Origin of the sequence: Streptomyces sp. NPDC089799 (genome assembly GCF_040684755.1) — a bacterium.
Lineage (GTDB): Bacteria > Actinomycetota > Actinomycetes > Streptomycetales > Streptomycetaceae > Streptomyces.
Window position 1 is genome coordinate 19,483 of the sequence record NZ_JBFBGR010000040.1, and the last position, 26,997, is coordinate 46,479.

At 74.1% G+C, this 26,997-nt stretch carries 26 protein-coding genes; 17 read left to right on the plus strand and 9 right to left on the minus strand.

Annotation, left to right across the window (positions count from 1 at the left end; genetic code table 11):
- Window positions 1-40: 40 nt before the first annotated feature.
- Window positions 41-796 carry a GntR family transcriptional regulator gene (locus AB0O36_RS31380; RefSeq protein ID WP_365116031.1) on the minus strand — a complete coding sequence of 252 codons (756 nt, stop codon included), beginning with the start codon at window positions 794-796 and terminating at the stop codon, window positions 41-43.
- 302 nt (window positions 797-1,098) lie between these two features.
- Here AB0O36_RS31380 and AB0O36_RS31385 point away from each other — a divergent pair, with 302 nt between their 5' ends.
- The 7 genes from AB0O36_RS31385 to AB0O36_RS31415 all read left to right on the plus strand — a co-directional run bounded on the left by AB0O36_RS31385 (window position 1,099) and on the right by AB0O36_RS31415 (window position 8,799).
- Window positions 1,099-2,256 (plus strand): extracellular solute-binding protein, encoded by a 1,158-nt coding sequence (locus tag AB0O36_RS31385; RefSeq protein WP_365116032.1) that lies wholly within the window; start codon window positions 1,099-1,101, stop codon window positions 2,254-2,256.
- A gap of 22 nt (window positions 2,257-2,278) precedes the next feature.
- On the plus strand, window positions 2,279-3,229 hold the full coding sequence (locus AB0O36_RS31390; protein WP_365116033.1) for an ABC transporter permease subunit: 951 nt from the start codon (window positions 2,279-2,281) through the stop codon (window positions 3,227-3,229).
- Window positions 3,217-4,062, plus strand: coding sequence for an ABC transporter permease subunit (locus tag AB0O36_RS31395; RefSeq protein ID WP_365116034.1), 846 nt, complete (start codon window positions 3,217-3,219; stop codon window positions 4,060-4,062). Before AB0O36_RS31390 ends, AB0O36_RS31395 begins: the two co-directional genes overlap by 13 nt.
- An 8-nt stretch (window positions 4,063-4,070) precedes the next feature.
- Entirely contained in the window at window positions 4,071-5,252 is a 1,182-nt protein-coding gene (locus AB0O36_RS31400; RefSeq protein ID WP_365116035.1) for an ABC transporter ATP-binding protein, read from the plus strand.
- A gap of 83 nt (window positions 5,253-5,335) precedes the next feature.
- A complete protein-coding gene (locus AB0O36_RS31405) occupies window positions 5,336-7,291 on the plus strand; it encodes an HAD-IA family hydrolase (RefSeq protein WP_365116037.1) in 1,956 nt (651 codons plus the stop codon).
- A gap of 132 nt (window positions 7,292-7,423) precedes the next feature.
- Complete coding sequence (locus AB0O36_RS31410; RefSeq protein ID WP_365116038.1) at window positions 7,424-8,005, plus strand: GNAT family N-acetyltransferase; 582 nt, start codon at window positions 7,424-7,426, stop codon at window positions 8,003-8,005.
- Between the two features lie 56 nt (window positions 8,006-8,061).
- A complete protein-coding gene (locus AB0O36_RS31415) occupies window positions 8,062-8,799 on the plus strand; it encodes a class I SAM-dependent methyltransferase (protein ID WP_365116039.1) in 738 nt (245 codons plus the stop codon).
- Here the strand turns inward: AB0O36_RS31415 and AB0O36_RS31420 are convergent.
- Window positions 8,768-9,550: a PIG-L family deacetylase gene (locus AB0O36_RS31420; protein ID WP_365116041.1), complete on the minus strand. Its 783-nt coding sequence runs from the start codon at window positions 9,548-9,550 to the stop codon at window positions 8,768-8,770. The genes AB0O36_RS31415 and AB0O36_RS31420 overlap by 32 nt on opposite strands.
- A 32-nt stretch (window positions 9,551-9,582) precedes the next feature.
- The gene (locus tag AB0O36_RS31425) at window positions 9,583-10,233 is read right to left on the minus strand and encodes a TetR/AcrR family transcriptional regulator C-terminal domain-containing protein (RefSeq protein ID WP_365116042.1); all 651 of its coding nucleotides are present in this window, start codon (window positions 10,231-10,233) and stop codon (window positions 9,583-9,585) included.
- A 79-nt stretch (window positions 10,234-10,312) separates the two neighbouring features.
- Between AB0O36_RS31425 and AB0O36_RS31430 the strand changes: the two genes are divergently transcribed.
- Together AB0O36_RS31430 and AB0O36_RS31435 are read left to right on the plus strand one after the other, a co-directional pair.
- Window positions 10,313-11,806, plus strand: coding sequence for an FAD-dependent oxidoreductase (locus AB0O36_RS31430; protein ID WP_365116089.1), 1,494 nt, complete (start codon window positions 10,313-10,315; stop codon window positions 11,804-11,806).
- Between the two features lie 119 nt (window positions 11,807-11,925).
- Window positions 11,926-12,354 (plus strand): STAS domain-containing protein, encoded by a 429-nt coding sequence (locus AB0O36_RS31435; protein ID WP_365116043.1) that lies wholly within the window; start codon window positions 11,926-11,928, stop codon window positions 12,352-12,354.
- A 50-nt stretch (window positions 12,355-12,404) separates the two neighbouring features.
- On the opposite strand, the gene AB0O36_RS31440 is transcribed toward AB0O36_RS31435, so the two are convergent.
- The 3 genes from AB0O36_RS31440 to AB0O36_RS31450 all read right to left on the minus strand — a co-directional run bounded on the left by AB0O36_RS31440 (window position 12,405) and on the right by AB0O36_RS31450 (window position 19,004).
- Entirely contained in the window at window positions 12,405-14,726 is a 2,322-nt protein-coding gene (locus AB0O36_RS31440) for a SpoIIE family protein phosphatase (RefSeq protein ID WP_365116044.1), read from the minus strand.
- 117 nt (window positions 14,727-14,843) lie between these two features.
- Entirely contained in the window at window positions 14,844-17,774 is a 2,931-nt protein-coding gene (locus tag AB0O36_RS31445) for a HAMP domain-containing protein (protein WP_365116046.1), read from the minus strand.
- A 129-nt stretch (window positions 17,775-17,903) separates the two neighbouring features.
- Window positions 17,904-19,004, minus strand: coding sequence for a glutamate--cysteine ligase (locus AB0O36_RS31450; protein ID WP_365116048.1), 1,101 nt, complete (start codon window positions 19,002-19,004; stop codon window positions 17,904-17,906).
- 164 nt (window positions 19,005-19,168) lie between these two features.
- Between AB0O36_RS31450 and AB0O36_RS31455 the strand changes: the two genes are divergently transcribed.
- The 5 genes from AB0O36_RS31455 (at window position 19,169) to AB0O36_RS31475 (ending at window position 21,862) form a co-directional block, all read left to right on the plus strand.
- Window positions 19,169-19,726: a hemerythrin domain-containing protein gene (locus AB0O36_RS31455; RefSeq protein ID WP_365116050.1), complete on the plus strand. Its 558-nt coding sequence runs from the start codon at window positions 19,169-19,171 to the stop codon at window positions 19,724-19,726.
- Between the two features lie 147 nt (window positions 19,727-19,873).
- On the plus strand, window positions 19,874-20,539 hold the full coding sequence (locus AB0O36_RS31460; protein ID WP_365116052.1) for a hypothetical protein: 666 nt from the start codon (window positions 19,874-19,876) through the stop codon (window positions 20,537-20,539).
- Window positions 20,508-20,771, plus strand: a complete 264-nt coding sequence (locus AB0O36_RS31465) for a BON domain-containing protein (protein WP_365116053.1) — start codon at window positions 20,508-20,510, stop codon at window positions 20,769-20,771. The genes AB0O36_RS31460 and AB0O36_RS31465 overlap by 32 nt, the downstream gene beginning before the upstream one ends.
- A complete protein-coding gene (locus AB0O36_RS31470; RefSeq protein ID WP_365116054.1) occupies window positions 20,768-21,508 on the plus strand; it encodes a metallophosphoesterase in 741 nt (246 codons plus the stop codon). Before AB0O36_RS31465 ends, AB0O36_RS31470 begins: the two co-directional genes overlap by 4 nt.
- A gap of 159 nt (window positions 21,509-21,667) precedes the next feature.
- Complete coding sequence (locus AB0O36_RS31475; protein ID WP_365116056.1) at window positions 21,668-21,862, plus strand: CsbD family protein; 195 nt, start codon at window positions 21,668-21,670, stop codon at window positions 21,860-21,862.
- A 141-nt stretch (window positions 21,863-22,003) separates the two neighbouring features.
- Here the strand turns inward: AB0O36_RS31475 and AB0O36_RS31480 are convergent, their stop codons facing one another.
- The 3 genes from AB0O36_RS31480 to AB0O36_RS31490 all read right to left on the minus strand — a co-directional run bounded on the left by AB0O36_RS31480 (window position 22,004) and on the right by AB0O36_RS31490 (window position 24,212).
- Complete coding sequence (locus AB0O36_RS31480) at window positions 22,004-23,029, minus strand: NAD-dependent epimerase/dehydratase family protein (RefSeq protein WP_365116058.1); 1,026 nt, start codon at window positions 23,027-23,029, stop codon at window positions 22,004-22,006.
- Window positions 23,026-23,628, minus strand: coding sequence for a hypothetical protein (locus AB0O36_RS31485; RefSeq protein ID WP_365116060.1), 603 nt, complete (start codon window positions 23,626-23,628; stop codon window positions 23,026-23,028). The genes AB0O36_RS31480 and AB0O36_RS31485 overlap by 4 nt, the downstream gene beginning before the upstream one ends.
- A 149-nt stretch (window positions 23,629-23,777) precedes the next feature.
- Window positions 23,778-24,212, minus strand: a complete 435-nt coding sequence (locus AB0O36_RS31490) for a MarR family transcriptional regulator (protein WP_365116062.1) — start codon at window positions 24,210-24,212, stop codon at window positions 23,778-23,780.
- 156 nt (window positions 24,213-24,368) lie between these two features.
- Here AB0O36_RS31490 and AB0O36_RS31495 point away from each other — a divergent pair, with 156 nt between their 5' ends.
- The 3 genes from AB0O36_RS31495 (at window position 24,369) to AB0O36_RS31505 (ending at window position 26,898) form a co-directional block, all read left to right on the plus strand.
- A complete protein-coding gene (locus AB0O36_RS31495) occupies window positions 24,369-24,932 on the plus strand; it encodes a DUF6153 family protein (protein ID WP_365116063.1) in 564 nt (187 codons plus the stop codon).
- A gap of 122 nt (window positions 24,933-25,054) precedes the next feature.
- Window positions 25,055-25,729, plus strand: a complete 675-nt coding sequence (locus AB0O36_RS31500) for a DUF305 domain-containing protein (RefSeq protein WP_365116064.1) — start codon at window positions 25,055-25,057, stop codon at window positions 25,727-25,729.
- A gap of 254 nt (window positions 25,730-25,983) precedes the next feature.
- A complete protein-coding gene (locus tag AB0O36_RS31505; RefSeq protein WP_365116065.1) occupies window positions 25,984-26,898 on the plus strand; it encodes an SDR family NAD(P)-dependent oxidoreductase in 915 nt (304 codons plus the stop codon).
- Window positions 26,899-26,997: the final 99 nt, after the last annotated feature.

Here is a 26,997-nt window from a genome sequence, read left to right on the forward strand (position 1 = left end):
GTGGCGGCGTACGGGGGCGCGGTCGGGAGCGGGGGCGCGCTCACGCGTCCCCGAGGGCCGGGCCGGTGCGGCGCGCCAGCGCGTTGTTGCCGATGGAGTTGTGCACGCTGAAGCTGACCGCGTCCGAGCGGTAGCGGTCGTCGGACCACTCGACCGGACGGCCCTCGCGAGTGGTGGTGATCCGGCGCACCCGCAGCAGCGGGCTGGTCCGCCGCACCCCGAGGAGCTCGGCGTCCAGGGAGCCCGCGGCGACCGCGTCGATGAGGTGCTCCCCGTACGCGAACACCAGCCCCGTGTCGTCCAGCAGGCGCTGCGTCACCGACGGGCAGTCCGGCTCGACGCGCTCGACGGCGGGTGCGATCCAGTCCGCGTACACGGTGCGCTCCAGCAGGACGGGTTCGCCGTCCAGCCCGCGCAGCCGCAGGACGTGCAGCACGGGCGTGCCGGCCTTCACCTGGAGCCGTACGGCGTCGCGGTCGTCGGCCGGCCGGTACTCCGAGGACACCACCCGGCCCGTGGCGGTGCGGCCCATGGCGCCCGCCCACTGGGCGAAGCTGCGCAGTTCCGCGAAGCTCTGGCTGCGGCGGCTGGCCAGCACCACGCGGCGGGCGCCCTGGCGGGAGCCGATCAGGCCCTCGCCGGTGAGCGCCAGCACCGCCTGGCGGACGGTGCCGCGGGAGACGCCGAAGCGGGCCGCCAGTTCCGTCTCGGCGGGCAGCAGTGCCCCGACCGCGTACTCCTCGCGGTCGATCGCCCGGCGCAGTTCCTCGGCGATCTCTTCGTGCCGGGCCGTCATCGGTGTGGCTCCCGTCCTTCCCATCGGAGTGTCGGAACGCTGACTGTGCGCTACCTGCGTGTCACGTACAGCCTAAGCGCAGAGCGGGCCGAAGCGGAACGGCGAGAGAGTGTCCAGCTCATTGGCTTGATCTCGTCGCCTCGCGTTCACCGGAAGGTCATGGATGCCGGGCCTACTGAGGCCAACTTGTTCAGACAAGTTGGCCTCGGAATCCGCGAATCCGCTCAATGGTGCATTCCCTGGTGTTCCTCCCCTTCCCCCGCCGCGCCCCCTCGCGCCGCCTCCCTGGAGAGACCGTGTACATGCCGAGACACCCGAGAAACATTGCCCTCGCGGGCTGCCTCGCCGCCGTCGCCGCCCTCACCCTCACCGCCTGCGGCGCCGCCCCCGACAAGGCGTCGGCCAAGACCGCCACCGGCAAGGACGCGGCCACCGCGACCTCCGCCGCCGACTTCGGGGGCATGGACGCCCTCGTCGCGGCGGCCAAGAAGGAGGGCGCGCTGCACGCGATGGCGCTGCCCCGCGACTGGGCCAACTACGGCGCCCTCATCGACGGCTTCACCCGGAAGTACGGCATCAAGGTCGAGGTCGAGAACCCCGACGGCAGCAGCCAGGACGAGATCAACGCGGTCACCGGCCGCAAGGGCCAGGACCGCGCCCCCGACGTGCTCGACCTGGGCACCTCCTTCGCCGTCAGCGGCGCCCAGCAGGGCCTGTTCGCCCCGTACAAGGTCGCCGCGTACGCCGACATCCCCGAGGGCCAGAAGGACGCCCAGGCCCGCTGGTACAACGACTACGGCGGCTACGTCTCCATCGGCTGCGACGCCAAGCGCGTCAAGAACTGCCCCACCACCTTCAAGGACCTCCTCAAGCCCGAGTACAAGGGCCAGGTGGCGCTCAACGGCAACCCGACGAAGTCCGGCTCCGCCTTCGGCGGCGTCTACGCGGCCGCCCTGGCCGGCGGCGGTTCGCTGGACGACATCCAGCCCGGCATCGACTTCTTCGGACAGCTGAAGAAGAACGGCAACTTCACCCCGGTCGAGTCCACCCCGGCCACCGTCGAGACCGGCGAGACGCCGATCAGCATCGACTGGGACTACCTGAACGCCGGCTACGCCGAGCAGTTCAAGGGCAAGGGCGTCGACTGGAAGGTCGCCGTCCCCGAGGACGGCAAGTACGCCCAGTTCTACGCGCAGGCCGTGAACAAGGACGCCCCGCACCCGGCCGCCGCCCGGCTGTGGCAGGAGTGGCTGTACAGCGCCGAGGGCCAGAACCTGTGGCTGAAGGGCTACGCCCGCCCGGTGCTCATGCCCGCCATGGAGAAGGCCGGAACCCTGGACAAGGACGCCGCCGGGAAGCTCCCCGTGGTCTCCGGCACCCCGGCCTTCCCCACCGAGGCGCAGTCGACCAAGGCCAAGGGCGTCCTGGCCCAGGGCTGGGGCAAGGCCGTCTCCGGCTGACCCGAAACGACCTGAAGAAGCCATGACCACACCCCTCAGCGAGGCGGCGGCCCCCGTGACCACCGCCCCCACCGCCCCCGCTGCACCCGCAGCGCCCGCCGCCCCCGCCGCCCGCACCGGGCGGCGGCGGGCCCGCCGGGGCGGCGGCGCCCTCGCCACCGTCCCCCTCCTGGTCTTCACCGCGGTGGCCTTCGGCCTCCCCGCCGCCGCCATGCTCGACGGCGCGTTCACCGTCAAGGACCCGGCCACCGGCGCCACCGCCTACACCCTCGACAACCTGACGGCCTCCTGGCACGGCGCGTACCTCACCGCCCTGCTCGGCAGCGTGAAGCTGTCCGCCACCTCCGCCGTGCTCGCCGCCGTACTCGGCCTGCTGCTCGCCCAGGCCGTCGTCACCTCCCGGCTGCGGGCCCTGCGCGAAGCCGTCCTCACCGCCTCCGGCGTCCTCGCCAACTTCGGCGGCGTCCCGCTCGCCTTCGCCTTCGTCGCCACCCTCGGCAACTCCGGCGTCCTGACCCGGAAGCTGGGCCTGGCCGACACCGGCTGGAACCTCTACGGCTTCTGGGGCCTGGTCCTGGTCTACCTCTACTTCCTCGTCCCCCTCATGGTCCTCACCATCACGCCCGCCCTGGACGGGCTGCGCACCCAGTGGCGCGAGGCCGCCCGCAACAACGGCGCCACCGCCCGCCAGTACTGGCAGCACGTGGCCCTGCCCGTCCTCGCACCCTCCCTGCTCGGCGGCCTGGTACTGCTCTTCGGCAGCGCCTTCGCCGCGTACGCCACCGCCGCCGCGATGGTCGGCAGCTCGGTGCCCCTGGTGACCCTCCAGATCGCCGACGCGATCTCCGGCAACGTGCTCATCGGACAGGAGAACGTGGCCCTCGCCCTCAGCCTCGACATGGTCCTCGTCGCCGGCCTGGTCATGGCGGTCTACCTGCCCCTGCAACGACGGAGCGCCCGATGGCTCGCCTGACCGCACCCACCGTGACCGAGGCACCCTGGCGGGCCCTCGTCCTGGCCGTGGCCGGGCTGTACTTCCTGGTCCCGCTCGCCGCCTCGGTGGTCTTCACCGTCGACGTGCCCGGCCAGGGCCTGACCGCCGACGCCTACGCCCGCGTCCTGGGCACCGAGGGCTTCCTGCCCAGCCTGCTGCTCTCCCTCGAACTCGCCGCCGCCACCATCGCGCTGGTGCTGCTCCTGATGCTCCCCGCGACCCTCGCGCTCCGGCTGTCCGGGAACGCGCGGCTGCGGGCCGTGGTCGACGTGGTCTGCTCGCTGCCGCTGGTCGTGCCGCCCATCGCCTTCGTCGCCGGCATCGGCACCGTCCTGAAGTGGGGCCCCGAACACCTCTCCCGGACCCCCCTCTTCCAGACCTTCGTCGCGGTCCAGAACCCCGACTTCCCCTTCGTCCTCGTCCTCGCGTACACCGTGATGGCGCTGCCGTTCGTGTACCGGGCGCTGGACGCGGGACTGCGCGCCGTGGACGTGCGCACGCTCGTCGAGGCGGCCCGCAGCTGCGGCGCGAGCCTGCCGCACGCGCTGCTGCGCGCCGTACTGCCCAACCTGCGCGGCGCCCTGCTCAACGCCGCGTTCCTCACCCTGGCCTTGGTCCTGGGCGAGTTCACCGTGGCCCAGCTGCTCGGCTTCCGGCCGTTCGCGGTCTGGATCGTGAACATCAGCGGATCGCAGGCCCAGATGTCGGTGGCGGTCTCCGTGATGAGCCTGCTGGTGACCTGGCTGCTGCTCCTGCTCCTGGCCGGCCTCGGCGGCCGCCGCACCCCGTCCCCGACCACCGACCGGAAATGACACCCCCCATGAGCCCCACCGCCCCCTCGTCCGCACCGGACGCCGCAGCCGCACCGGCCGCCGCCCCGGCCCACGGGCCCGCCGCCGCGACCGCCGCGACCGGCGCGGCCACCGTCGAACTGCGCGGCCTGCGCCGGTCCTTCGGCGCCACCACCGCCCTGGACGGACTCGACCTGACGGTGCGCCCCGGTGAACTCCTGGCGCTGCTGGGCCCGTCGGGCTGCGGCAAGACCACCGCCCTGCGCATGCTGGCGGGCTTCGAGACCCCGGACTCCGGCGAGATCCTCGTCGACGGCGAGGACATCACCGGCGTCCCCGCCCACCGCCGCGACGCCGGCATGGTCTTCCAGTCGTACAGCCTCTTCCCGCACCTGAACGCCCTGGACAACGTGGCGTTCGGACTGCGCATGCGCAAGGTGCGCGCCGCAGAGCGGCGTGCCCGGGCCGCCGAACTGCTCGACCTGGTCGGCCTCGCCGACAAGGGCGACCGCTTCCCCCACCAGCTCTCCGGCGGCCAGCAGCAGCGCATCGCCCTGGCCCGCGCCCTCGCCCTGCGGCCCCGCGTCCTGCTGCTGGACGAGCCGCTGTCCGCCCTCGACGCCAAGGTGCGCCTGACGCTGCGCGAGGAGATCCGCCGGCTCCAGCAGGAGCTGGGCATCACCACCCTGTTCATCACCCACGACCAGGAGGAGGCGCTCTCCATGGCCGACCGGGTGGCGGTCATGCGCGCCGGGCGGCTGGAGCAGATCGCGGAACCGGCCGAGCTGTACGCGCGTCCCGCGACGGCGTTCGTCGCCGAGTTCGTCGGCACGATGAGCCGCATCCCGGGCCGGCTGCACCCGGACGGTGCGACCGTCCGGGTGCTCGGCCGGCGGCTTCCGGTGGACGGTGCCCGGGCGGAGGCGGACGCGGTGCCCGATCCGGACGTGGTGCCCGGCCGGGACGCCACCGCGGTCGACGTGCTCGTACGCCCGGAGTCGGTCCGGGTCGCCGCCGAGGCGACGGGAGACGCCCGGGTGCTGGCCACCTCCTTCCTGGGCGCGACCGTACGGGTCACCGTCGGCCTCGCGGACGGCACCCGGGTCAAGGCCGACCTGCCCGCGCACGAGGCGGGCGCGCTGCCGGCGGGCACTGCCGTCCGCCTGTCGCTGCCCGACCGTCCGGTCCTGGTCGCCCCGCGCACGACCTGACCCGGTTCGCGCCGCCACCCCGCCCCGCGCGCCCGCGGTACGACGTCGTACCGTCTTCCCAACCGCCTTCGGAAAGAGAACCCGTGACGCCGTTTCAGGCCCCTGCCCCCACTCCGCTGCAAGCCGTCCTCTTCGACATGGACGGCACGCTCGTCGACACCGAGCAGCTCTGGTGGGACGCCGTCGAGGAAGTGGCCGCGGAACTCGGCTACGTCCTCGTAGCGAGCGACCAGCCGGACGTGCTGGGCCGACCCGTCGAGCACACCGCCGGCGTACTGGCGGAGCGGACCGGGGGCGTCACGGGTCCGATCGCGGCGGAGCTGCACCGGGCCTTCGCCGAGCGGGTGCGCGCCCGGATCGTCCCCCGGCCGGGCGCGCTGACCCTCCTCGGCGCGCTGCACGACGAGGGCGTCCCCACCGCCCTGGTCACCGCCTCCCCGCGGGAGGTCGCGGACACCGTGGTGGCGGCGCTGGCTGAGGCGGGACACGGCGGTTTCACGGTCACCGTCACCGCCGACGACACCGCGCTCACCAAGCCGAGCCCGGACCCCTACCTCGCCGCCTGCCGTGCCCTGCGGGTCGCGCCCGCCGCCTGCGTGGCGGTCGAGGACACCCCCACGGGCGTGGCCTCGGCCGAGGCGGCCGGCTGCCAGGTCCTCGCCGTGCCCTCGGCGGTCCCGATCGATCCGGCCCCAGGCCGCACCGTGCTGGACTCCCTCGAACAGGCCACCCCCGAACGGCTGCGGGCCCTGGTCGCGGACGCGCCCGCGCCGCGGTTCGTCGTCCCGGAGCTCACCACGGCCCCCGCCCGCATCGGCCGGCCCTTCACGGCCACCGTCGCCGGGCTGGTCCGGGGTGCGACCCTCCCCGTCACCTTCGCCGCGGGCGACGACGCCCCGCGCTGGCTCACGGTCCACGCCGACGGCACGCTGAGCGGCGTACCGGAGACCGCCCCCTGGGCCGTTCCGACGCCGGTCACGCAGACCACGGACGCGGTTGCGCAGACCACGGAGGCGGGCACGGAGACCACGGACGCGGGCATCCAGGTCACGGAGGTCACCGCGGCGGTCGCGGAGATCACGGCGGTCGACGCGCACGGCGCCACCGCCCGCCTCACCGTGCGCATCCCCGTCCGGCGGGCGGACGCGCCCCCGCTCGACCGGGTCCGGGTGATGAGCTGGAACCTGTGGCTCGGCGGCGGTTTCGTCGACGACCACCGCGACAAGCAGCTGGCCGTGCTCCTGGGCGCCAACGCCGACGTCGTCGGACTCCAGGAGACCGCGGTGCACGCCGGCCCCGAACTGGCCGCCGCGCTCGGCTGGTTCCACCACTCCGCCGGCGAGAACCTCGCGATCCTCAGCCGGCACCCCATCACGGCCACCCTCGGTGACCCCGACGTCGGCTTCTACGGCGCGACGGGCGCCCGCATCCGGCTCGGCGAGGACGCCGACGGCACCGCGCACGACCTGGTCCTGTGGACGGCCCACCTCAACTACACGCCGTACGGCCCCTACGACGCCTGCTTCGACGGCCTCAGGGCACCCGAACTGGCCGCCCGCGAGGAGGAATCGGGGCGGGTCCGCGAGATCGGGGACGTCCTCGCGGCGATGGGGCCCGGCCTGGCCGACGCCGACCGCACCCCGGTGATCCTCACCGGGGACTTCAACGCCCCCTCGCACCTGGACTGGACGACGGCCACCGCCGCGGCCGGACTGCACGAGGGCCACGGTCCGGTGGACTGGCCCGTCTCCCGCGCGGCCGAACGCGCCGGCCTGCGCGACTCCTACCGCGAGGCACACCCCGACCCGGTGGCCGCCCCCGGCACCACCTGGTCCCCCGTGCACCCGCGGCACGAGGACGGCAGTGGCCGCCCCGAGCCCCAGGACCGCATCGACTTCGTCCTCCACGCCGGCTCCCGGCTGACCGTCGTCGACTCCACGGCCCTGTCGTACGGACGCATCAGCCCCTGGCCGGACGTCGCCGCCAACGAGTGGCCCTCCGACCACGCGGCCGTGATCACCACGTACCGCATCACCTGACCGCCACCGGCACACCGGCGGCCCGGCACACCGGCGGCCCGGCAACCGGCCGCCCGGCGGACCGGGTGGCCGGCCACCCCGGGATCGGGCACCCGCGCACCCGGCTTCCCTGCGGACCGGCAGAATCCTCGTGTGGAGATCCTCTCGTTCCCCGAAGAAGCCACCCCGCCCGGACTGCGCGCGCAGGTGCGGGAGATCCAGGAGCAGGCGTGGCCGTCCCCGCCCGGGGAGGCGGCGCCGCCGGACGCGCCGGTCCACGACCCCGCGCTGCGGCCGCTGTCGATGCTGCTGGTGGACGGCGGGACGGTGATGGCCGCGCTGGACGTCCTCTCCAAGGAGATCGTCCACGCGGGCGCCCGCTACGCCGCCGGCGGGCTGAGCACGGTGGTGGCGCGGCGGGAGGCCCGAGGCCGCGGCCATGGCCGCCGTCTGGTGGCGGCGGCCCGGGAGTCGATGCGCGGGCGCGGCCTGGACCTGGGGCTGTTCACCTGTGACCGCCCGCTGCGGTCCTTCTACGAGGGCGCGGGCTGGCAGCTGCTCCCCGGCGCCGTACTGATCGGCGGCACGCCCGAGGACCCGTTCCCCAGCGACCGGCCCGGCTTCGACAAGGTGACGATGGCCGGCTTCTTCAGCCCCGCCGCCCGCCGGGCCGAGCCGCTGTTCCACGGCAGCCGCATCGCACTCCACCCGGGGGAGACCGACAGGCTCTGGTGACGAGGCGGCCGCGGAATTCGGATGCGGGCGCGGCGGGCGGCTGTCAGTCTCCGCTGGTGAAACGTGAAGAGATCTCCGCACTCGCCCATGCGCACCACCCGATCGCGGCCCCGGTCGACGACGAGGCGGTACGCCACCTGCTGGAGGGCGGCCTGCGGGGCGGCGCCCGGCGGGTGCTCGACCTCGGCTGCGGCGGCGGGGAGTGGCTACTGCGCGCCCTGACCGCGGACCCGGGCGTGCTGGCCGAGGGCGTCGACCGCGCCGGCACCGCACTGGCGCGCGCCCGCGAGGCCGCGACCCGGCTCGGGGTCGGCGACCGCCTGGTCCTCCACCACCGGGACGCCTCGGACTTCGCTCCCGCCCATGCCTTCGACCTGGTCCTCTGCGTGGGCTCCACGCACGCCCTCGGCGGGCTGCTGCCCACGCTCGCGGCGGCCCGCAAGCACCTGGCGCCCGGCGGACGCGTGCTCGTCGGCGACGCGTTCTGGGCCGAGGAGCCCTCGACCGAGGCCGCCGAACTGCTCGGCGACCTCGACGACCTGCCGACCGTCATGGACCGCGTCACCGCCGACGGCTGGGTACCGGTCCAGGGCCACATCAGCTCGCGCCGCGAACTCGACGCCTACGAATGGGCCTGGACGGGCTCACTGGCCGAGTGGGCCCTGGACCACCCCGCCCATCCGGACAGCGCCCGGGCCCTCGAAGAGGCCACCGTCCACCGGGACGAGTGGCTGCGCGTCTACCGTGCCGCGTTCGGCTTCGTCAGCCTGGTCCTGCGCCCCGGGGACCACTGACCCGGGGTCCTCCGGACCCGAGGCCGAACCTCAGGAACCACTCGGTCCCCAGGATCCGCTCCCGGGCGGCTACGGGCAGGCCGGCCAGCAGGGACGGCAGCGAGGGGTGCCGGGCGGCCTCCGAGCGGTGCGCGAGGACGGCGGCCCACTTGCGCTCCACCCACGGGTGCACGTCCACGGCCGTGGCCAGGTGGTCCGGTACGGTGTACAGCCGTTTCCCGGCTCCGGCGAGCAGGGCGGAGAGCTCGCTGCTCGCCTCCCGCGGATGCGCCGAGAGGTACAGGGCGCGCGGCTGCCAGGGCGGCCCGGCGTCCGGATGGAGATCGCCGTTCCCGGCCGCGTGTGCGGCCAGGAGCGTGACCCGGTGGGTGTGGACGTGGTCGGGGTGCCCCGACGATCCGGATGCGTCGTGGGAGAGCACGATGTCCGGTCGGAACGACCGGATGTGCGCGACGACGGCCTCCACGGTCTCGTCGAGGGGGGCGTCCCGGAACCGCGCCCGCCCGGGAGCCGATCCGGGCACCCGCAGGTCGGCGTAACCGAGCATGCGGGGTTCGCCCGCGCCGAGGATGCGCAGGGCGTCGGCCAGTTCGGCCGCACGCGGGCTGTCCGGCGCCCAGGTCGCCGTCACGACGGCGGTTCGGGCACCGGCCGCCGCGAGCCGGGCGAGCGTTCCGCCCGCCACGAGGGATTCGTCGTCGGGATGGGCGTACACCGCCAGAACGCTCGGCAGGGAGGCGGGTGCGGACACGGGCGTCGTCCTTCCTGGGGCCGGCCGGGGCTTCAGTGGATGCCGTAGCCGGTTTCGATGCCGGCGATGAGCAGCTTCAGGCCCTCCTCGAAGCCCTTGCCGAAGTCCTGGAAGAGTTCGGCGCCCGCGGTGGCCGCGAGGGGGAAGTCCGCCATGCGCGCGGCACGTTCGTCGACGTCGTAGCCGTCGCGGCGCTCGCCCGGGAGGGGCTCGACGCCCTGTTCCTCGGTGACGAAGCCCAGGGTGAAGAGGTAGGCCGTGGTGAGGGCGCGTACGGCCTGGGGAAGGGCGAAGCCGGCCGCGACGAAGGCGCGCAGGTTCTCCTCCAGCTGGACCGCGTGCTCGGTGCCGGTGAACCGGGAGCCGCTGTAGACCCTGGCGCCGTCGCGGTATCCGAGCAGGGCGGCGCGCAGGCCCGTGTTGGCGGCCGTGAGCCGCTCCTGCCAGGTGGCACCGGGGTCGATCCGCTGTCCGGCGACCATCCGCCGGTACATCTCCGTGGCCATCTCGTCCAGGAGCTCCTGCTTGTTCTTGAAGTGCCAGTAGAGGGCCGGTGCCTGGACGTCCAGCTCCCTGGCGATCGCGCGCAGGGTCAGACCCTCCAGGCCCACCTCGTTGAGCAGCCGCAGGGCGGTGTCGACGGCCTGCTTCTTGTCCAGCTTCGGGGTTCTCCTGGTTGCCACGCTTGACAGTTTAACAGCGTTAAGCACATGCTGAGGGGGCATCGCACTTAACGCCGTTAAGGAGATTGTCGTGGACACCATCAACGTGCACGCCCGGCACGCACAGCACGCCCAGGCACGGCACGCACAGGCACAGCACACGGACGTGCTCATCGTGGGCGCGGGCCCCACCGGTCTCGCGCTGGCCGTCGACCTGGCCCGGCACGGGGTGGACGCCCTGGTCGTGGAGCGGGCCGGTTCGCTCTTCCCCGGATCCCGCGGCAAGGGCCTGCAGCCCCGCACGCTGGAGGTGCTCGACGACCTCGGCGTGTACGACGCCGTACGCGCGGCCGGTGCCCCCTACCCCGTCGGGATGATCTGGCAGAACGGCACCCGGGCCGGCGAGCACCGGATGTTCGACGACGTGGAGCCGAGCGAGGCCGCGCCGTACCCGGGGCCGTGGATGGTGCCGCAGTGGCGGACCCAGGAGATCCTCGCCGCGCGGCTGGCGGAGCTGGGCGGCGGCGTCCGCTTCGGCCGGGAGCTGACGGGCATCGAGCAGGACGCCGACGGAGTGACGGCGACGTTCGCCGCCGGCGCGCCCGTTCGCGCCCGCTACGCCGTGGCCGCGGACGGCGGCCGGTCGGCCGTGCGGCGCGCCCTGGGCATCGGCATGACCGGCGAGACCGTCGACCCGAGCCCGATGCTGGTCGCCGACGTCCGCATCACCGGCCTGGACCGAGACCACTGGCACGTCTTCCCGCCGGCCGACGGCGCGGGCTTCCTCGCGATCTGCCCGCTCACCGGCACCGCCGACTTCCAGCTGGTGGCGCAGTTCGCGGAGGGCACCGAACCGGACCTCTCGCTGGACGGGATCCGCAAGGTGGTCGCCGACCGCTCGCACCTCGCGCCCGATGACGTGACGGACGTGCGCTGGGCCTCCGACTTCCGGCCGCGGGCCGCCATGGCCGACCGGTTCCGGGAAGGCCGCGTCTTCCTCGCCGGCGACAGCGCGCACGTCCACTCGCCCGCCGGTGGGCAGGGCCTCAACACCAGCGTCCAGGACGCCTACAACCTGGGCTGGAAGCTGGCCGCCGTACTGCGCGGGCAAGCGCGGGAGTCGCTGCTCGACTCCTACGAGGAGGAACGGCTGCCCGTCGCCGCCGAGATGCTCGGCCTGTCCACCCGCATCCACCGCGGCGAGGCCCGGCGGGGCGCGGCCACCCGGCAGCTCGGCATCGGATACCGCGGCTCGGCGCTCGCGGTGGAGACCCGTACCGGACTGCCCGAGGAAGCCCTGCGGGCCGGCGACCGCGCACCGGACGGCACCCGCGGCGGCATCCGGCTCTTCGACGAGTTCCGCGGCACGCACTGGACCCTGCTCACCGTCGGCGGCGCCACCGGCCCGGACGCCGGCGATCCGCTCCCGGGCGTATCCGCGCCGTCCGGCGTCCTCCCCGCCGTCCGCACCGTACGGATCCCCTCCTACGAGGCCTACGGGGACGGGGTGTTCCTGATCCGCCCCGACGGCCACATCGGCTGGGCCGGCACCACGACCGAGGGGGTGGCCGCGTACGCCGCCGCACTCGGGTGAGCGGGTGGGTCGGGTGGGCGGTTGGCACGTCCTCCCGGGCCCGCCCGGGTGGCATGGCCGGAGGGTCGCAGGGTAGGCGCACCGTACGCAGCGGGCCCTGGTGCGGACGGAGGGTTGCCATGACATCGCGATGGGATGCGGAGGCCGCACTGCCCGGGCGGGACGGGCCGGAGCCGGACGGGTGCGGCACCGAACGCTTCGCGGTGGAGGTGCGGCCCGTCACGGGAGCCGTCGTCGTTGCGCTCTCGGGCGAACTCGACTACGACACCGCCGACCCGCTGCGGGCGGCCCTGGAGGGCGCGCTGGCGGGTGCCGGGCCGACCCGGTTGGTGGTGGACTGCGCCGGGCTGCGGTTCTGCGACTCGACGGGGCTGAACGTACTCCTGCGGGCCCGGCTCGCCGCCCGCGCGACCGGGGGCAGCGTGGAACTCGCCGAGGTCCCCGACCAGGCGGCCCGACTGTTCCGCGTCACCGGTGCCGACCAGGTCTTCCCGGTCCACACCGATGTCGACGCAGCGTTGAGCGGGTCCGGCGCGGCCCCGTCCTGAACAGGGACCCCTCCTGAACGGGGCCCTCCCGGGAGCCCTTCCCGAACGCCTCAGGAGACCCTCACCACCACCAGGCTGGTGTCGTCGTCGGTGTCCCCGAGAGCCGCCGCCATCAGCCGGTCCGCCAGCTCCTCCACCGGCCCGGGCCGGAGCCGCTCGGCGGCCTTCCGCAGCGCCTCCAGGCTTTCGTCCAGCCCGATGCGGCGCCGCTCGACGAACCCGTCGGTGTAGAGCAGCAGCGTGTCCCCGGGCCGCAGACGCGTGGGGGTCTCCTCGTACTCGGCGCCCGGGAGCGCGCCCAGCAGGATGCCGCCCTGCACCGCCTCCAGGAAGCGGGCCCGTGCACCGCGCAGGAGCAGCAGCGGGGGATGCCCGGCGCTGGCCCAGCACAGCGACCGGTCGGCCGGGTCGAACAGCGCGCACACGACCGTCGCCGTGGGCTGACCCGCCGTGCCCAGGGCCACCTCGTTGAGCCATCCCATCAGCCGGCCGGGGGAGTTCCCGGTGAAGGCCAGGCCGTGCAGCGCCCCGCGCAGGGCGATCATGGCGGTGGCCGACCCGATGCCGTGCCCGGCGATGTCCCCGACCGTCACCAGCACCTTCCCGTCGGGCAGTGACTGGACGTCGTACCAGTCGCCGCCGACCCGGTACTCCGTCGCCGCGGGCCGGTAGCGGGCCGCGACCCGCAGCCCGGGCGGGGTCTCCAGGGCCGGAGCCTCGGGCACGATGGCCTGCTGGAGCCCCAGCACCAGCCGGTTGCGCAGCTCCGCCTCGGTGTGCGCGGCGGTGAGCTGGTCGAAGGTGGCAGTGAGCGCCATCTCGGTGTGGTGCTGCGCAGACAGGTCCTGGTAGACGCCGGTGACGCCCGTCAGGACGCTGCCGGTGAGCACCGGCTCGGCCGAGATCCGGACCCGGCGCACGCCGCCGTCGGCCCGGAACACCCGGACCAGGATCCGACCGCCTTCGTGCCGGTCCGCGAGCCCGGCCAGCAGGCCGTCCAGCAGGGCGGCGTCCGCCGGGTGCAGCCGGCGGCCCAGCGCCCGCAGCGGGACGGCCGGTCCCGCGGGATCGAGGCCGAACAACGAGTACGCCTGTTCGCTCCAGCGGCTGCTGCCGCCGGCCAGGTCGTCCTCGAAGACGGCCAGCCGGTCCAGCCGCGCCAGCGCGCGGATGACCGGCGGGCCGCGCAGGTCCTCGGCCTGCCACAGCAGCGCGCTGCGCCCGCGGCCCAGCGGCAGCACCCGCACCTCGGCCATCCCCGGCCCAGGCGGCTGCCGGTCGGAGGCCCCCCGCGCGGCGGTCGGGCGAGTGCCGGCCGAGGCGGCCGCCGGCAGGGCCTGGGCGTACTGCGGGGCCCCGGTGGCCTGGGCCAGGGCGATCAGCCCGGAAAGGTCCTCGTACGCGACCGGGAAGACCTGGGCGGCCGTCCGGCCGACCGGGTCCGGCAGCGGACCGAGGGCGCGGACCGCGGCCGGGTTCACGTACTCGACGGTGTGTACCGGGGCCATGCCGCCCGACGAACCGTCCCCGACCGGGTCCACCACGCGGAGCAGCGCGGCCGGCAGGATGAGTTCGGCCAGCACGGAGGTCAGCCGTGCCGGCAGGGCCACGCCGGTGTCCGGGTCGTCCAGCGCGTAGTCGGCCGGTGCGCACAGGGTCGCGATCGCGTCCCGTGTCGATCCGTCCAGGCGCACGGGCCCCGGCCAGACGACCAGCGCCAGCCCCGTGGGCTGACCGGCGCGCCCGAGGGGGATCAGTCCGCGTGCCGCCTCGGGAGGACTTCCCGGCAGCCGCCCTTCCGCTCCCGGGCCTTCGGGGAACCAGGCGGGTACGCCCACGGTGAGCACACGGTGCAGCGGACCGCCGGTCTCGGGCGGGACCCAGTGCCAGTGGGCGGCCTCCAGCGGGTTCGCACCGGCCTGCCCGGCCAGCTCCAGGCAGTCGGTCTCGGTACGCCGCCACAGGTAGACGGCTTTGGCGCCGAGTTGCCGCAGGCCACCCTCCAGCAGCCCCGCCGCCGCGTCCGCGGCCGTTTCGGACACCAGGACGCGCGAGGTTCCCCGGCGGATCCGACGGGCCTCCGCGGAAGAGGCCGGGACGGGCCCGGCGGTGTCCGGGGCGCCGGTCCGGTCGGAGTCCGGCCCGGCGGAGTTGACGATGTCGGCGGCCAGGTCGACGGCGCTGAGGCCGGTCGACACGGCCAGCTCCAGGAGATGGTCACGTGCCTGCGGGGCGGACACGCCCATCTGGCCCATGAGCATTCCGGCGGCCAGGTCCAGGAGGCTGCGCCGCGCACGGTCGGCGTGCAGGGCCGCCACCTCGGCCGAGAGGTCCGCGACGGCCGAGGACAGTCCGCTCTCAGACAGCGCCATCGGAACTCCAGGGCCGGTGCGGCCGGGCGGCACCGCCGCGGCACACCACCACCGCGCGCCGCCGTACCCCCGGGGCCGGGCGCCGGGACCGGCGGGGCCACGGGCGGTGGCGCCGGCTCAGCGGGGGCCGAGCCATGTGCGGAGGGCCGTGAGCAACCGGTCCGGATCGACCGGTTTGGTCACGTAGTCGGAAGCGCCGGCGGCAAGGGCCTCGGTCCGGTCGCCGGGCAGCGCCTTGGCGGTCACGACCACCACCGGCACGTCCTGCTGCCGGGGCATGGCGCGGATCGCCCTGGTGGTCGCGTAGCCGTCGAGGCCCGCCATCATCAGGTCCATCACCACCAGGTCGCCCTCCGGGTGCGCGGCCATCAGCCTGATCCCGGCCTCGCCGTTGTCCGCGGTCAGCACCTGCATGCCGGCCGACTTGAGCACCTCGGTCAGCGCGTAGACGTTGCGGACGTCGTCGTCGATCACCAGTACCGTCCGGTCCTGCAGGTCCTCGTCGGACCCGTCGCCGCCCGCCGGCCCGGCGGGGGATGGTTCGGTGGCGGCCGGACGGTCCTGCTCGTCGAAGGCCGCGGCCCGGGACCGCACCTCCGGCCTGCCGTCGTGTTCCGGCAGGTAGAGGGTGAAGCGGCTTCCCTGGCCGGTGGTGCTTTCGAGGGTGATGGTCCCGCCGAGCAGACGGGCGACCTCACGGCTGATGGACAGACCGAGTCCGGTACCGCCGTACGCGCGGTCGGCACCGCTCTCGCCCTGCTGGAAGGCGTCGAAGACGGACTCCAGCTGCTCGGAGGGGATCCCGATACCGGTGTCGGTGACCCGGAAGACCAGAACCGGGCCCGCCTCGCGCAGAGAAGCCGGCAGCTCCTCGCCGGAGGCGTTCTCGACCCGCAGGGAGACACTGCCCGCCTTGGTGAACTTCAGGGCGTTGGAGACCAGGTTGCGCAGCACCTGGCGCAGCCGGGCCTCGTCGGTGACCAGCCCCTCGCCGGCCGAGGGGGCCGCGCTCACCGTGAACTCCAGGTTCCGCTCGTCCGCCACGGGCCGGAAGGTGACGTCCACGTAGTCCAGCACGTGCTGGAGGGGGACCGGCTCCGGGTGCACCTCCATCCGTCCGGCCTCGACCTTCGACAGGTCGAGGATGTCGTTGATCAGCTGGAGCAGATCGGAGCCCGCGGAGTGGATGACGGCCGCGTATTCGGCCTGCTTGTCCGTGAGGTTCCCCTCCGGGTTCCGGGCGAGGAGCCGGGCCAGGATGAGCAGGCTGTTGAGCGGCGTCCGCAGCTCGTGGCTCATGTTGGCCAGGAACTCGGACTTGTAGAGGGAGGCCCGGGCCAACTGCCGGGCCCGCTCCTCCAGTTCCTGCCGGGCCTGCTCGATCTGACGGTTCTTCCGCTCGATGTCCCGGTTGCGGTCCGCGAGCAGGGACGCCTTCTCCTGGAGCTCGGCGTTGCTGCGCTGGAGCTCCTGCTGCCGGGACTGCAGTTCCTGGCCCCGGGCGCTGAGCTCCGCGGTCAGCTGCTGCGAGCGCTCCAGCAGCTCGTCCGTACGGGCATTGGCGATCAGCGAACTGACGCTGGCCCCCAGGAATTCGGTGAACTGTTCGAGGAAGTCCCGGTGCACCGGCGCGAACGGATGGACGGAGGCGAACTCCAGCGCGCCGAGCACCTGCCCCTCGACGACCATGGGCAGCACGATCAGCGTGGACGGGTCCGCCGCCCCCGTGCCGGAGAGGATCCGCGCGTACCCGGGCGGCAGCTCGTCCACGACCAGCACGCCGTGGTCCGCGGCGGCCTGGCCGACGAGGGACTGGCCGAAGCGGAACCGGCGGGGACCGGCCGACGGGTCGTCGGGGAGCCCGTAGGAGGCGATCGCGACGAGCTCGGCGCCCTCGGGGCCGTCCTCGACGAGGAAGAAGCTGCCGTACTGGGCCCGGACCAGGGGCGAGACCTCGCGCATGATGAGCTCGGCGACCATGGGCAGGTTCCGCGGCCCCTGGATCCCGGCCGAGATCCTGGCGAGGTTGCTCTTGAGCCAGTCCTGTTCCTCATTGGCCCGGGTCGTGGCGCGCAGCGACCCGACCATCGAGTTGATGTTGTCCTTGAGCTCGCCGACCTCCCCGGGGGCGTCCACGGTGACCGTGCGCGTCAGGTCGCCGCGGGCCACCGCGCTGGTGACCTCGGCGATCGCCCGCACCTGGCGGGTGAGGTTGCCCGCGAGCTCGTTCACGTTCTCGGTGAGCCGCTTCCAGGTGCCGGCGACGTCCGCCACCTCGGCCTGCCCGCCGAGCCGGCCCTCGCTGCCGACCTCGCGGGCCACCCGGGTGACCTCGGCGGCGAACGAGCTCAGCTGGTCGACCATGGTGTTGATGGTCGTCTTGAGCTCCAGGATCTCGCCCCGGGCATCGACGTCGATCTTGCGGGTGAGGTCGCCCCCGGCCACGGCGGTGGTGACCTGCGCGATGTTCCGGACCTGATTGGTCAGGTTCGTCGCCATCGAGTTGACGTTGTCGGTGAGGTCCTTCCAGGTGCCGGAAACCCCGTGCACCGTGGCCTGGCCGCCCAGGTTGCCCTCCGTGCCGACCTCGCGGGCCACCCGGGTGACCTCCTCCGCGAAGGAGGACAGCCGGTCGACCATCGTGTTGATGGTCTCCTTCAGTTCGAGGATCTCGCCCCGGGCGTCCACCCTGATCTTCTGGGTGAGGTCACCGCGGGCCACCGCCGTGGCGACCTGGGAGATGTTGCGGACCTGGGAGGTCAGGTTGTCGGCCATGCTGTTGACACCGTCGGTCAGCTCCCGCCAGACGCCGCCGAGGGCCGGCACCCGGGCCTGTCCGCCCAGCCGCCCCTGCCCGCCGACCTCCTCGGCGACCCGGGTCACCTCCGTGGTGACCAGCGACAGCTGGGCCACCATCCCGTTGTAGACCACCGCGATCTTGCCGGGCAGTCCGCCGGCGTCCTCGGGCAGACGTGTGTCGAGGTTGCCGTCCCGCACGGCGGTGAGCCCTGCGAGCAACTGCTCCAGTGTGCGTTCCGTCTCGTCCATCAGCAGCCCCCGGAATCCACCGTGGATTCCACTGTCGCACGAGCCCGGAGGGAAGGCCTCGCGCCTGTGGAAAACCAGTGAACCGCGCAGGTCAGAGGCACCCCGACTGGCACGGAGCCGCCCCGCGTGCTAGGCGGACGCCGTGGCCCGGGCCAGCTCGTCGACCACATCGGCGAGCCGGCCCCGCCGCTCCAGTACGGCCCGCTGCCGCGCCGCCCCGCTGCCCTCGCACCGCAGCCGCCGGACCAGGTCCTCCACCAGGGCGAGGTCCCCGGCCGCCTCCAGCCCCGGTGCCGCACGGGCCACCAGCCGGTCCACCAGGGTCCCGGCGGGCACCTCCTCGCCGCTGACGGGATCGAGCCCCCGACCGTCCAGCCCGTGCACCGCCGCCAGCTCGTGGGCCTTCAGGAGCCACCGTTCGGGCACCTCCGGCGGCGGATCGCCCTCCGCCACCTGTGCCCGCAGGCTCTCCGCCAGCCCGCGCACCAGGGCCGCGACGAGGACCACCGTGTCCACGTCGGCATTGCTGTCCGCCACCCGGATCTCCAGCGTGGGGACGTGCTCGTTCGGGCGGGCGTACCAGTAGACCATCCGGCGGTCCATCACGATCCGGTACTTGACGAGGGCGCCCACGTACGCCTCGTACTGGGCCTCCTGCAGCACCGGGGCCGGGCCGACGGTCGGCCAGCGGGAGAACGTCTTGAACCGCCAGCTGTCGAAACCGGTGTCCCGCCCGAGGCAGAACGGGGAATTGCCGGTCAGCGACTGCAGCACCGGCAACCAGGGACGCATGTGACTCGCCAGGGCCAGGGCCTCCGCCCGCCCCATGGCACCGATGTGCACGTGGCAGCCGCAGACCAGCCCGTCGTAGTCGCCCACGACGGCGGCGAATTTCCGCGCCATCCGCCGGTAGCGGTCCGAGTCCGTGACGGACAGCGGCCGTTCCGGCGGCACCACCGGCGTGCCCGTCGCCACCAGCCCGCACCCGGACTCCCCGGCCGCCGCCACCGCCACCCGCCGCAGCCGGGCCAGTTCGGTGCGCAGCTCCGCGGTGGTGGCCACCGGCACCGTGCAGACCTCCACCTGGGAAGCAAAGAACTCCGTCTGCACCTGCTCACCCAGCTCCCGCGCGGCCGAGGCGATCACCGCCGCGGCCCGCTCCGCGGGACGCCTGCTGCCCCGGTCCACCAGCAGGAACTCCTCTTCGACCCCCATCGTCAGCACACTCATCGCGATCTCCTCGCCCTGCGCCTACCCGCCGCGGGCCTGCGCACGCCCCGGGGGCCCGGGCAGGGGACCGGCGGGGCATGGCGGCGGGGGAGCTGGGCAGGCGCGCCACGTACGGCCCGGCGGGACGGCCCCGCCGGAGCGCCCACGAGAATCGGAGAACCGCCATGGGACACGGTGGAGACGTCATCCGGGAACTGACCGCCGACCACGACGAGGTCAAGGACTTCTTCGAGGAGCTGCGCGCCGCCACCACGCCGGACGAACGACGCGCAGCCGCCGACAAGCTGACGATCGAACTGGTCCGCCACTCGGTGGCCGAGGAGCAGTACCTCTACCCCGCGGTCCGCGAACACCTCGACGGCGGGGACACGATCGCCGACAAGGAGATCGCCGACCACGCCGCCGCCGAGGAGATGATGAAGAGGCTGGAGGACCTGGATGTGGCGGGGCAGGAGTTCTCCCGCTGCGTCGAAGGCCTGCGCACGGAGGTCCTGGCCCACATCAAGGACGAGGAGGAGAACCTCTTCCCCTCGCTGCGGCACACCTGCCCGCAGGCAACCCTCGACGACCTCGGCGACCGCATCCGCACGGCGAAGAAGCTCGCCCCGACCCGCCCCCACCCGGGCGCACCCTCCACCCCTCCGGCGAACAAGCTGCTCGCCCCGGGACTGGGGCTGGTGGACCGGGCCCGTGACTTCGTCACCGGACGCGGCAAGTCCTGACCGACCGGCAGCGGGAGCGGCGGTACCGCCGCCCACCCGGCGCGACCGCTCCGCCGACCCGCCGTGCCGCCCGCCACCCGGCTCCGGGGACCGTCTCCCGGAACCCGGGTGTTTCGGGCCTCCAGGCCAGGGCAGGTGCCGGACCCAGTGGACATCCCGTGCCCGCCCGAGGCGGTGAACGCCGTGACCGACCCCACCGACCCCGACACGCTTCCCCGGGACCACACCCAGGCCATCCTGGAGACCACGAAGCGCGTCGCGTCGCTCCTCAAGGAATCCGGCGTACCCTTCGCGCTCGCCGGAAGCGTCGCCGCGTTCGCCCACGGGGTGCCCGCCCGGTTCCGCCACGACACCGACTTCTGCCTGATGCGGCAGGACGCCGACGCCGCGGTGAAGGCGCTGGCCGCCGGCGGGATCACCCCCGTCGACGCCCCCGAGGACTGGCTGCTCAAGGCGCGCGACGGGGAAGAGGAGATCGACCTCATCCTCGACACCGCCGGCCGGCCCGTCGACGAGGACCTCCTGCAACGCGCCGAACTCCGCGCCGTGGACTCCGTACGCATGCCGGTGCTCGCCCCGACCGACCTCATGGACAGCCGACTGAACGCCCTGTGCGAGCACTACTGCGACTTCGCCGACCTCCTGCCCATGGCGCGGATGCTCCGCGAGCGCATCGACTGGGCACACCTCGACCGGCGGTACCGCAACCGCCCCCTGCCCGACTCCTTCCTCTACCTGCTGGAGCGCATGCAGGTGATCGAGCCCCGCGAGGAGGCCCGCCGTGACCCCGCACCACAGCGCGACGACGCCTGAATACCAGGCCCAGCACCTGCGCGAACGGCTCGCGCACGACGACATCGCCGAACTCGGCGTCCGCGTCGAGGTCCGCGGTGACACCGTCCTGGTCTGGGGGCCCGTCTCCACCCTGCGGTGCCGCGAGACCGTCCTGCGCATCGCCGGGGAGGTCCTTCCCCCGCTGCCCTGGCGCCACGACCTGACCGTCGTCAGCGCCCGGCCGCCCGACCACGGGGAGGACCTGCCGTGATCCGCGTCGCAGCCGTCGGGGACATCCACCTCGCACCCGGCAGCGAGGGAACCCTCCGTCCCGCCTTCGAGACCCTCGGCGAACACGCCGACCTGCTGCTCCTCGCCGGGGACCTCACCCGCCACGGAACCCCCGCCGAGGCTGCCGTCGTCGCCGGCGAGGTCACCGGACTTCCGGTCCCGGTCGTGGCCGTCCTCGGCAACCACGACCACCAGAGCGACCAGCCGCGCGCCGTCACCGGCATCCTCGCCGACGCCGGGGTGACCGTCCTCGAAGGCGAGGCGGCCGTCTTCCGCGTCGACGGAGCCACGGTGGGCGTGGCCGGGGCCAAGGGCTTCTGCGGCGGCTACGCAGGACGCTGCGCCAGCGAGTTCGGCGAACCCGAGATGAAGGCGTTCATCCTCCACACCCGCAGGTCCGCCGACACCCTCCGCCGGGCCCTGACCGACCTGGCGGAGGCCGGGACCGACCTGCGCATCGCGCTGACGCACTACTCGCCGGTGCCGGACACCCTGGCCGGCGAGCCCCCGGAGATCCATCCCTTCCTGGGCAGTTACCTGCTGGCCGAGGCCATCGACGAGGCGGGCGCCGACCTGGCCGTGCACGGACACGCCCACCTGGGCACCGAGCACGGGATGACCGCGGGCGGTGTCCGGGTGCGCAACGTGGCCATGCCGGTCATCGACCGCGCCTACGCCGTCTACCACCTGAACCCGCACGGCGGGGCGACCCCGTGACGGCACGGCCGGTGCCGCCGACCGTGACCCCCGACGCCGGCCCGCGCAGCGCGCCTGTGAACTCCGTTCCCCTTTCGGGTGTACGAGTGGACTGCCGGGGCAGGCGCGTCAGCGGAGCACAGCTGCGTGGACGAGATGGTCCGAGAAGGGAGCCCCGCCATGGCTGACAAGGCCAAGGGCAAGGCGGAACAGCTCAAGGGCAAGGGCAAGGAGGCCGTCGGCAAGGTCACCGGAGACGACCGGATGAAGGCCGAGGGCAAGATGGACCAGGCCAAGGGCAAGGCGAAGGAAACCATGGGCAAGGCCGAGGACCGGGCCCGCGGAATCGACGACTCCCTGCGAGGCCGCAAGTAGCGGCGCAATGCGCCGTGCCGGAACGCGGGCCCGTCACACGGGCCCGCGTTCCGCCGCGCCGGGTCGGAGATCAGGCCCGACTGGGTTTCCCCTACTGGGCTCTCCCTCCTGCGGGTTGCCGCCGGCCGGCCCTGAGGGTCGCTACCGGTCGGCGCCGCCGGCCGTGGCTCCGACGAGGGGCGGGGTGTCGAGGCCCGCGCCGTTGCGGAGGCCTTCGAGGAAGTCCCCGACCGCCTCCGTGGCCGTGCGCGTGGGCACCCAGCCGAGTTCCTCACGGGCCCGGCCCGCGTCGAGGAGCGGAAGCCGCAGGACGGCGTCCAGCAACCCGGGCGCGGCGGGGGCCAGATGCATCCGCCAGGCGGCGGCCAGAGCGGCCCGGGCCGCCGCGGCCGGCAGCGGCACCGTCCGCGCGTGCAGCAGCGCGGCCACCGCCGCCGTGTCCAGCACCGGGTCGGCGACCAGGTTGAACGGCCCCCGGACGGGCCGCACCACAGCCGCCCGGTACGCCTGGGCCGCGTCGTCGGTGTGCAGTGCCTGGAACCGGAGCCCCGCTATGGCCGGCAGCGCAGGGATCAGGCCGGGCCGGACGAGCCGCCAGGGGAGCAGCGGGCCTGCGAAGATCCGCCGCTGCTCGGACGCCGATGCCGTCTTGAACAGGAAGCCCGGCCGCATCCGCACCACCCGCATGTCGGGGTGGGCCAGCTGGTAGCCGTCGAGGTACCGCTCCAGATACGCCTTCTCCCGGGTGTACGCGGCGCCCGGCCAGCCGTGGGTGGGCCAGGACTCGTCGACGGGACGGCCGTCCGCCGGGGCCGGCGAGTACGCGCCCACCGACGAGGCGTACACCAGGGCGCGGACCCCGGCGCGGGCACAGGCGTCGAAGACCCGGATCCCGCCCAGAACATTGGTCCGCCAGGTCTCCACCGGGTCATGGGTGGGCTGGAACTTCCAGGCCAGGTGCACCACGGCGTCCGCACCCGCGAACAGCGCATCCAGATCGGCCCCGCCGGGGTCGATGTCCGCCGTCGCCCAGCGCACCCCCCGGATCTCCAGGTCCGGCCGGCGCCGCGCGGCGCCGAGCACGTCCGTCACCATCGGGTCCGCGGCCAGGGCCCGGACCACGCTCGTCCCCGCGTTGCCGGTCGCACCGGTCACCACGACCCTCATGACGCCCACCCGGCCCCGTGGAACGGATGGTGGAGCCGTGGGCGACGGCCGATCACCGACTGGTGCAGGGGCGGCCGGGAGCCGGGTGTGAACGTCCGGTCCACCGCTGCCAGCCGCAGCCCCTCCACCAGTTCGATCTGGCGTTCGGCGCGGGCCGCCAGCCGGTCGAGCGTCCCCGGGTCCAGCCGGCCGTCGGTACGGGCGAGGTTGCGGAGGGAGCGCCAGAGAGCCAGCTTGCCCTCCACTCCCAGCCGGAGCGCCTCCAGTTCGAGCACGTCGCTGAGCGGTGAGCGGGAGACCAGCCGACCGTTGAACTTGGCCCGGCCGATCTTCTCGGCGAACCGGACGGGCAGTGTTCGCGTCCGCCTGACGGATACGTCCAGGGCCCGCATGAGCTCCCCGAGGCTCCGGCGGTCCTCGGCGATCTCGTCCGCCAGTTGCCGCAAGCGTGGTCCGGCCGGGCCGCCGCGGTGCACCCGTGCCATGCGCCGGACGAGAGCGACGCCGCCGGCCGAGCCGGCGTAGTGGTCGTTGAGGTAGATACGGAGCAGGCGTTCCGGGTCCGGAGAGGACCGGGAACGGCCGGAGTCGGACTGCATGTCACCAGCTCCCATCGGAAAGCGTGCGCGGCGCGCAGCCGCCGGGAGACCGCCCACGGCGGCCGCGCGTTCCCCCCGCGCCTTCCCCGGCCGGGGGCGCGAAAACGGCGGTGGGCCGGATCCCCGCGCCCGAATCCGGCAGGCTGGGCTCAGGCACGGCGTGCTCCGGCGGGGTGCGCGTCGGGTGATTCGAGGTTGCGGGCCATCCGCTCCAGGACGAGGACCGCCGTGCGGTACTCCTCATCGGTGATGCCGGCGGTGGCCAGTCCACGGAAGGCGTCGACGCGCTCCTCCACGTCCGCCAGGCGATGGAACCCCTCGGGGGTGAGGTCGAGCAGGTCCGGTCCGGGGCGGCTCACCCAGGCATCGGTGAGGAGGGAGTCGACGGCGGCCCGCAGGGTGGCGCCGTCGGCATGCGCGGACAGGGTCGACAGGACGTCGGCGTCCGTGGCCCCGTCGGTCTGCCGGATGACGTTGAGTGCCTGCCAGGCGAGACGGGTGAGGCCGAACCCGCCCAGCATGCGGTCCATGTGGTCGGTGAGGGCCTTGTCGGTGCGGTTGAGCCAGTAGCCGATGGGCTTCACGGGTGCCTCCGATGAGGATCGATCGCTGCGCGGTGCAGTTGCTGTGTCATGCAGGAGCGTACCCGGATTTCCCTGCGCCACACAGGGAATTTGCTGTGGTCCTGACTGCCGGGACCGGCGGCCTGTCCCCCGGGCGGGGGACCGTACGATGTGCGCATGATCTCCGCCGTGCCGCCTCCGAGCCGCCGCAAAGCCGGGTACGGCTTCGCGCTGCTCGTGCTCGTGGTGCTGGCAGGGGTCCTGGGCATGCACGGTCTTGCCCCGGGGGCGGCCTTCACCGGCTCCCTGAAGACGGCGGCAGCAGTCGCCGACCACGGCGCGGGCAGCCACGGGGCTGCCGACCGAAGGACCGGCGACCGGATGACGGCCGGCCGGATGACCGCCGACCGGATGAATGCCGGCCCGATGGCTGCGGACAGTCGGACGGCGGACGGCCGGGCCGACGGCGGACACGGAACCGCCGGGCACGGAGCCGCTGCCGCGAGCCACCCGTCGGCCGGGGACTGCTCCCACACGGCCGGCGGCACGGGCCACGCCAACGGTCACGCGGACGCGATGTGCACGGCCGCAGGGGTCGTCACCGCGTACGCACCCCCGGCCCCGGCCCCCGGGCTCGCCACCGAGCCCGCCCCCGCCCCGTTCCTCTCGGGTGGGGCGGCAACCCGCGCGAGCGGGCGCGCCCCGCCCGACCTCTCCGAATTGCAGCTCCTGCGGATATAGGACCACCCGCACGGCACCCCGCCCCGGCTCCGGCCGGCGCGACGGGCTGCCGCGCCCCGGCACGTCCTCGTTCGTATCCGCGCGTGCCCTTCCGGGCCCGCGCACCAAGGAGTAGCACCGTGATGAGCAACAAGCGTTCCCTCGTACGCCGTACCGCCGCCGTCCTCGCCGCCGGCGGGGCCGCACTCGTCCTCGCCGCCTGCGGGTCGGAGGACGGCGGCGGGTCCGGACACGGCGGCCACGCCGCGAAGTCGCCCTCCGCGTCGGCCCCCGCCTCCCCGTCCGCCCGGGCATCGGCTCCGGCCGAACAGGGCCGGCCGAACGCCGCCGACGTGGCCTTCGCCCAGGGGATGATCCCCCACCACCGGCAGGCCGTGGAGATGGCCGCCCTCGCACCGTCCCGCGCGGATTCGGCCGAGGTGAAGAAGCTCGCCGAGGAGATCAGGAAGGCGCAGGACCCGGAGATCAAGACCCTGACCGGCTGGCTGACCGCCTGGGGCGAGCAGGTGCCCGCCGAGGGCGCCGCGGACCACTCCGGCCACGGTGGGTCCGGCGCCGCCGGCACGGGCGGAATGATGACCGCCGAGGAGATGACCAAGCTGAAGGACGCCGGTGGCAAGGCGTTCGACACCGCCTTCATGGAGCTGATGATCAAGCACCACGAGGGCGCGGTGGCGATGGCCAGGACCGAGAAGGCCGACGGGGCCTTCCCCGAAGCCAAGAAGATGGCCGACGCGATCATCACCTCGCAGAGTGCCGAGATCACCCGGATGAACACCCTGCTCGGCAAGGGCTGATCCGCCCGGGTGGCCGGGTGGGACGGACACCGCCCCCGCCCGGCCACCCCCGGCCGCCCCGGACCGGGCGCATCACGACCCGGTGCCCGCACCGGCGCCCGCTTCCGTGCTGCCCGCACCCGCGCCCGCAGCGTTGCGCCCGGACGGCCCACCCCCGCGCGCCACAGTGCCACCCGCTCCATAGCGTGGCGCTGTGGAAACGGCCGGGGCATCCGCGCCCGCCGCCGGCCGCCGCGGCAGCGAGGAACGAAGTCATGGGAAATCCGCACCGAACGGGCGCCGGCCGCCCGCTGGCCCTCGTCACCGGAGCCTCGAGCGGCATCGGCCTGGCACTGGCCGGGGAACTCGCAGACCACGGCCACGACCTCGTCCTGGCGGCCGAGGACGACACCCTGCACGAGGCGGCCGACCGCATCCGCCGGCACAGTGCCCCCTCCCCGGCCCGCACCCACTCCCGCGCGCATCCCCGTTCCCACCTCCACGCCCCGTCCCGCCCGCCCTCCCCAGGGCATCCGCACGTCCTCGCCGTCCAGGCCGACCTGGCCACGCAGGCCGGGGTGGAGGCGGTGTACGACGCCGTGTACGAGACCGTGCTGGTCCGCGACGCGCCGGTCGCGGTGGCCGTGCTCAATGCCGGGATCGGCCACGCGGGAGCCTTCCTGGAGTCCGAGCCGGCCGACCACGCCAGGGTCATCGACCTCAACCTCTCCTCGACCGTGTACCTGGCCCGCCTGCTGCTGCCCGGAATGGTCGAACGCGGCGAGGGCCGGATGCTGATCACCAGCTCCGCCGTCGCCGACCTGCCCGGCCCCTTCCACGCCGTGCACAACGCCTCCCAGGCGTTCCTGAAGTCGTTCGCGCTCGGCCTGGGCCGTGAGCTCGAGGGCACCGGGGTCACCGTCACCACGCTGCTGCCGGGCCTCACGGACTCCCGCTTCTTCGTACGGGCCGGCCTGCTGGACACCCGCCTCGGGCGGTCCCGGAAGACCGATCCGGCCGTCGTGGCCCGCCAGGCCCGGGCCGCACTGCTCGCCGACCGGCCGCGGGCCGTGGCGGGACCGCGCGGCGCGCGGGCCAAGGCCATGGCCGTCGGCCTGCTGCCGGAGCGCGTCCGGGTCGGCATCCACCGCTGGTGGGCCGAGCCGGGAGGCGGTCAGCGGGGCCTCTAAGTCATATGGGTGGTGCGTTTCGGATGAGGGCCGGCCCGGCCTGATCCGAAGGGCACGACCCAGGGCATCCGGGGGTGTCCACGGCACTCCCCGCAGGCG